Raw genomic sequence first — 4,229 nt, 5'->3', positions numbered from 1 at the left:
TTTCGGGATGCTCGCGAACGGCAGCACTCGGTCGAACCCGCCGTTGGTCAAAATCGTCGCGGGCGACGGATTTGTTCCACGTGCCGCCTTCCGGTGTCGACCCTTCTCCGTCGCTCAATGGCCGAATTGCCATTCTCAATACCGGACACTTCATTGCCAAACTGGGAACGGGCGTTATGTCCGCTAGTTGGACATCTCGGTCATTCCGGTCCCAAATAGAAGCGTCCGAAAGCTGCCCATCGTTCAGCTTCGTTTTTTGATGGACAGGCGGTTATCCGTCTCTCGCCCTAGAGCCTCTCCACGTTGGCAAGCGACATTTGGCGGACCGTCATGACCACAAGTCGCGCACGCAGCGCCCGCTCGGCGGAAGATCCTCGAATGTGTCGAGCCCGTCGAAATGGTCGATGGGCAGGTGCGCCACCGCCTCGGGAGGAGCGAGCCGCAGATTGACCGCCATTGGTCGGCGGTCGTCCTCGTCGAAGCGGAGCCCGCGCCAGCCTAAGACGCAGGCGCAGGACGGGCAGAACAAGATTTCCAGCGCCGGATTGCTCTTCCCGGCCCGAGTGTAGGATGAGATTTGCCCGGCGATGCTGATCCGCCCGCCATCATGGTCATAAGCCCAGAGCGCGCCGTATCGACGGCAGAGCGTGCAGTTGCATGCTATGATCGAACCCGGATAGCCGACAAGGGTCCACCGTGCCGTGCCGCAGTGACAAGACCCCGTTAGCACGACTTCTCTCCCCATTCTCGCCGAACTTGGTTAGCTGATATTTTGCCGATCCTGTCACGCAGAACAAGATCGCTGCTGCCGCGTGCGTGTCCGACTATTTGGGTACAACAGATGAGACCCGCGGGGCACCCGCCAACGGTTACCCCGCGGACTTCACTCGATTAAGCCTAACAATCACCAGCCACGGCGGCCCCGACGGCGCCGCCAACCGCGCCTCCGACGGCACCGCTGGTCGCGTCATTCGCGGTGTTCTTGCGCGTGTCCGAAGTGTCGCTGCTATCATCGTCGCCACTGCTGGCACTCGCGGTCGCTGCACCGGCGGCGGCACCCGTAATCGCACCCGCGGCCATTCCGGCGACGGTCGAGCGGCGGCAACCCCCGCGGTAATAGTAATCGGCGTCGTCATAAACATGGTAGGAGTAGCTGGTGCCGCTTGAATAGCTGCCCGAGTAACTGCCCGAATAGTTGCGGGAGCGACTGCTCCCGCCTTGCACTCTCACGACTCCGGCATGCCCATTTCCGTCGTCATAAGCCGCGACGGCGCCGCCGCGCTTGCCGTCTTTGTATCCGGCGACGACTGCACCCCCATTGCCGTCGCCGACCCCGGCAACACCCGCGCCATTGCGGCCACTGCGATAGCCGGCCACACCGCCACCGCCGCTATCGCCCTGGGCGTACCCGGCCACACCGCCGCGCTTGCCGTTGCGATAGCCCCGGATCTCACCGCTCGCGTCACTGCGGTTTGCATATCCATGGAACGAGCCGCTGCGGCCGTCACGATTACCGGCGACCGCGGTGGCATTGCGTCCGTCGGTCGCTCCGGCGGCCGCGGCTGCGGAACCTCCGCCATACCCTGCCGTCCGTTTAGCATTCCGGCCGCGGGGCAAGGTGGCGGCACCGTCCTGGCCTCGGCCGCTGCGCAAGCCGGCGCTTTCTTGGCCGATGCTGCCGCGCTGGCTCGCGGACCCGTCACGAGCGCGCTCGCGAGGCCCATTGCCACCGCCCCGCAAGCCGGGCTCCTTGCCGCGCGCCAGGTCGGGCAAATTGGCGCCGCTCGATCCTCGCGGGATATCGGACGGCAGGCTTGGCAGGCCGCCGCCGCGGAACCCGCCGCCCGCTGGCGGCGACGGCGGGGGTCCAAAGGGAGAGGCCGTTGCAGTGGCGGAAACGACCAGGCTGATGGTCGCGGCGGCGCTCAAGAGGATCTTCTTCATAGCTGGTTCCTCGTCGCGGGCGGAGACGCGCCGCCGCCGCCCGTCACATGTGTCAGAAGGGGTTAGGCAATGCGCAGTTGCTGATCAGCCGCCTCGCGGCCCGCGTTGGTATCTCCGGCCTCCGGAGTCCCATCAGGCCGGAGCGTCTTCAGCGCGTAAGCCCACTTGTAAAGCTCATCCAGCAGATCGTTGAGGCCATCTTGCGTCGGCTGATTGGGACGGAACACGCCGTCATGACCGATGAACTGCGCGAAGTTGGGGACCGGTATCACTTGCGGAAGCGCGTGCACGTTTACATTGCCCAAGAGTTGGCGGAGGGCCTGAGCTGACCGCAAGCCGCCTGAAATGCCGCCGTAGCTCACCACGCCGGCGGTCTTGTAAAGCCACTCCAGCATCAGGGCCTGCACCGCATTCACGAGAGCAGCAGGGACGAAATAATCGTATTCGGGCGTGACGAAGAGATAGGCATCCGCTGATGCCACGCAGGCGCTCCACCGCTTGGTGGGCTCGTTGACGTATTGCTGCGACTTTGGATGGGCGGCCTCATTGAGGAGCGGGAGATTGAAGTCAGCAAGGTCGACCAGTTCGACGTCGAACTTGCCGTGCTCAACAGCCGCTTCCATAACCCAGGCCGCGATGACTGGTCCCATGCGCCCGGGGCGTGTGGAGCCGATGATGATGTTCAGTTTGAGTGCCATGATGCTCTCTTGGGATGTCCTGGTTATCAGAAAGTCGAGGGGGCGGAGGTCGGGACCTCCGCCCGCTTGCGCAATTCAGAAGCGGTAGCTCACCCCGGCGAGAACACGGTTGCGGTCGTACTTGCCGTCACCCTCGCTCAGATCCGAATAACGATATTCGAGCCGCGCGGACACGTTGCTCGTAAGCTGACGCTCGACACCGCCGCCGACGAGCCAGCCATCCTGGTTGGTGGTTGCGGACTGCGTACCAGCGATGTCCGTCATCGTGGTTTTCACCCGCGCATTGGTATAACCGCCCCGGGCATAAAGGAGCGTGTCCGGCGTAACCAGATAGCCGGCGCGCGCGGTCAGGTCGAACGAGTATTTGGGATCAAGCGCGTAAGCGCTGGCGCCACTGAAGCCGTGCAGCTTGTCGTCATTGGTAACATCGAAGCTGCCTTCGGCGCCGATCACGATGCGATCATTCACGCGGCGATCGAAGCCGGCGTAAACACCGCCAGTGAACGATTGCTGATCGTCGTCCATCGAGACCACGCCAAGCGGCGTCTGGGGATCCTGGACCTCGGTAGAGTTCCACCCCGCCTGGACGCCGACAAACGGCCCGTTGAATTCCTCCGCAAATGCTGGGCCGGTGAAAGCGGTGCCGAGAATGGTGAAGGAGAGGACAATCTTGGGGAGGCGCATTCTTTACTCCTGTTTTTTTGAACTAGCCGCTTCCAGACCGGAGCGGGTGAAAGCCAGATCGACCCTTCCCCACGGTTCATCAATCGTGATTTGGTTCAAGGATCATGTCTCCGTGGTGCATGATTCTTGAGCGTGACACAGCAAAAGGGGCCGGCAGCGACGTGCCGGCCCCTTGCGGGATTTCAAATGGTTGAAGGTGATGCGCCCAAAGGCGAAGCTGCCTGCGCGGGCTCCGATTACCGTTGATCGTCCTCAGCTAACGCAGGGAAACGGGAGCGCCTTGCTCAGGCTGGCCAGATTTCGACCGAAGGCGCAAAGCCGCGATGACATGCGACATGTGCGAGGATGCGCCTTGCGTCATCCGATGAGAAGCCAGCTTCCAGAAGCGCACGCAGATCCTTTTCGCACATATGCTTCCAGAACCACGCCTTGACCGAGAAGCGCCGCAGGGATTCGAGACGGGAATTCGCGAGTGGCAGCGGGGTGTCGACCCCGAAAAGAACTTGTTGCACCCGCGCGAGCAATCCATTGGGTTTCAAGTTCCTCGGACCGTCCCAGCGCGCCATTTCGACGACTTCCCACTCAACGCTGTTGAGTTGTCCGTAATGAACGAGCGGAATGGGTCGGTCATGCCGGCGAGTAAAGCGCGCGCTCTTGGGCCAAATGGTTTCCTGGATCATCGTCATCCGTCCTGTTCTTGATTTTCGGGTCCGAACTCGCACGCGCCCGCCACGCGATCAACGCGCGCCCGATGCATGGATTATTGCCTGTCGGTTCATGATCGCAGATCAGGCCGGCGGGCGTGGGACGAGCCCTCCACAGCCTTAATGAGGGCATAGCGTGGATGGTACGCTAAACAACGCTAAGGGCGAACAATCAGCGAACGCTTATGCGACGCGGCTA

At 62.5% G+C, this 4,229-nt stretch carries 5 protein-coding genes; all 5 read right to left on the bottom strand.

All coding sequences use genetic code 11. From position 1 onward, the window contains the following. Nucleotides 1-328: 328 nt before the first annotated feature. The 5 genes from AC58EF_RS28135 to AC58EF_RS28115 all read right to left on the bottom strand — a co-directional run bounded on the left by AC58EF_RS28135 (nucleotide 329) and on the right by AC58EF_RS28115 (nucleotide 4,006). The gene (locus AC58EF_RS28135) at nucleotides 329-730 is read right to left on the bottom strand and encodes a GFA family protein (protein ID WP_497279664.1); all 402 of its coding nucleotides are present in this window, start codon (nucleotides 728-730) and stop codon (nucleotides 329-331) included. A 167-nt stretch (nucleotides 731-897) separates the two neighbouring features. Continuing rightward, nucleotides 898-1,944 carry a hypothetical protein gene (locus tag AC58EF_RS28130; protein WP_497279663.1) on the bottom strand — a complete coding sequence of 349 codons (1,047 nt, stop codon included), beginning with the start codon at nucleotides 1,942-1,944 and terminating at the stop codon, nucleotides 898-900. A gap of 62 nt (nucleotides 1,945-2,006) precedes the next feature. Beyond that, entirely contained in the window at nucleotides 2,007-2,642 is a 636-nt protein-coding gene (locus tag AC58EF_RS28125; protein ID WP_497279662.1) for an NADPH-dependent FMN reductase, read from the bottom strand. Between the two features lie 75 nt (nucleotides 2,643-2,717). Further along, nucleotides 2,718-3,326 carry an outer membrane protein gene (locus AC58EF_RS28120; protein ID WP_497279661.1) on the bottom strand — a complete coding sequence of 203 codons (609 nt, stop codon included), beginning with the start codon at nucleotides 3,324-3,326 and terminating at the stop codon, nucleotides 2,718-2,720. 284 nt (nucleotides 3,327-3,610) lie between these two features. Further along, on the bottom strand, nucleotides 3,611-4,006 hold the full coding sequence (locus AC58EF_RS28115; RefSeq protein WP_497279660.1) for a hypothetical protein: 396 nt from the start codon (nucleotides 4,004-4,006) through the stop codon (nucleotides 3,611-3,613). Between the last annotated feature and the right edge of the window lie 223 nt (nucleotides 4,007-4,229).

The sequence above is a fragment of the Sphingobium sp. WR1 genome, from assembly GCF_059693745.1.
This window is presented reverse-complemented; position numbering and strand designations above follow the sequence as displayed.

Coding starts and splice junctions, on each gene's coding strand:
- AC58EF_RS28120 (WP_497279661.1), bottom strand. CDS start 3,326: ATGCGCCTCCCCAAGATTGTCCTCTCCTTCACCATTCTCGGCACCGCT.
- AC58EF_RS28125 (WP_497279662.1), bottom strand. CDS start 2,642: ATGGCACTCAAACTGAACATCATCATCGGCTCCACACGCCCCGGGCGC.
- AC58EF_RS28130 (WP_497279663.1), bottom strand. CDS start 1,944: ATGAAGAAGATCCTCTTGAGCGCCGCCGCGACCATCAGCCTGGTCGTT.
- AC58EF_RS28115 (WP_497279660.1), bottom strand. CDS start 4,006: ATGATCCAGGAAACCATTTGGCCCAAGAGCGCGCGCTTTACTCGCCGG.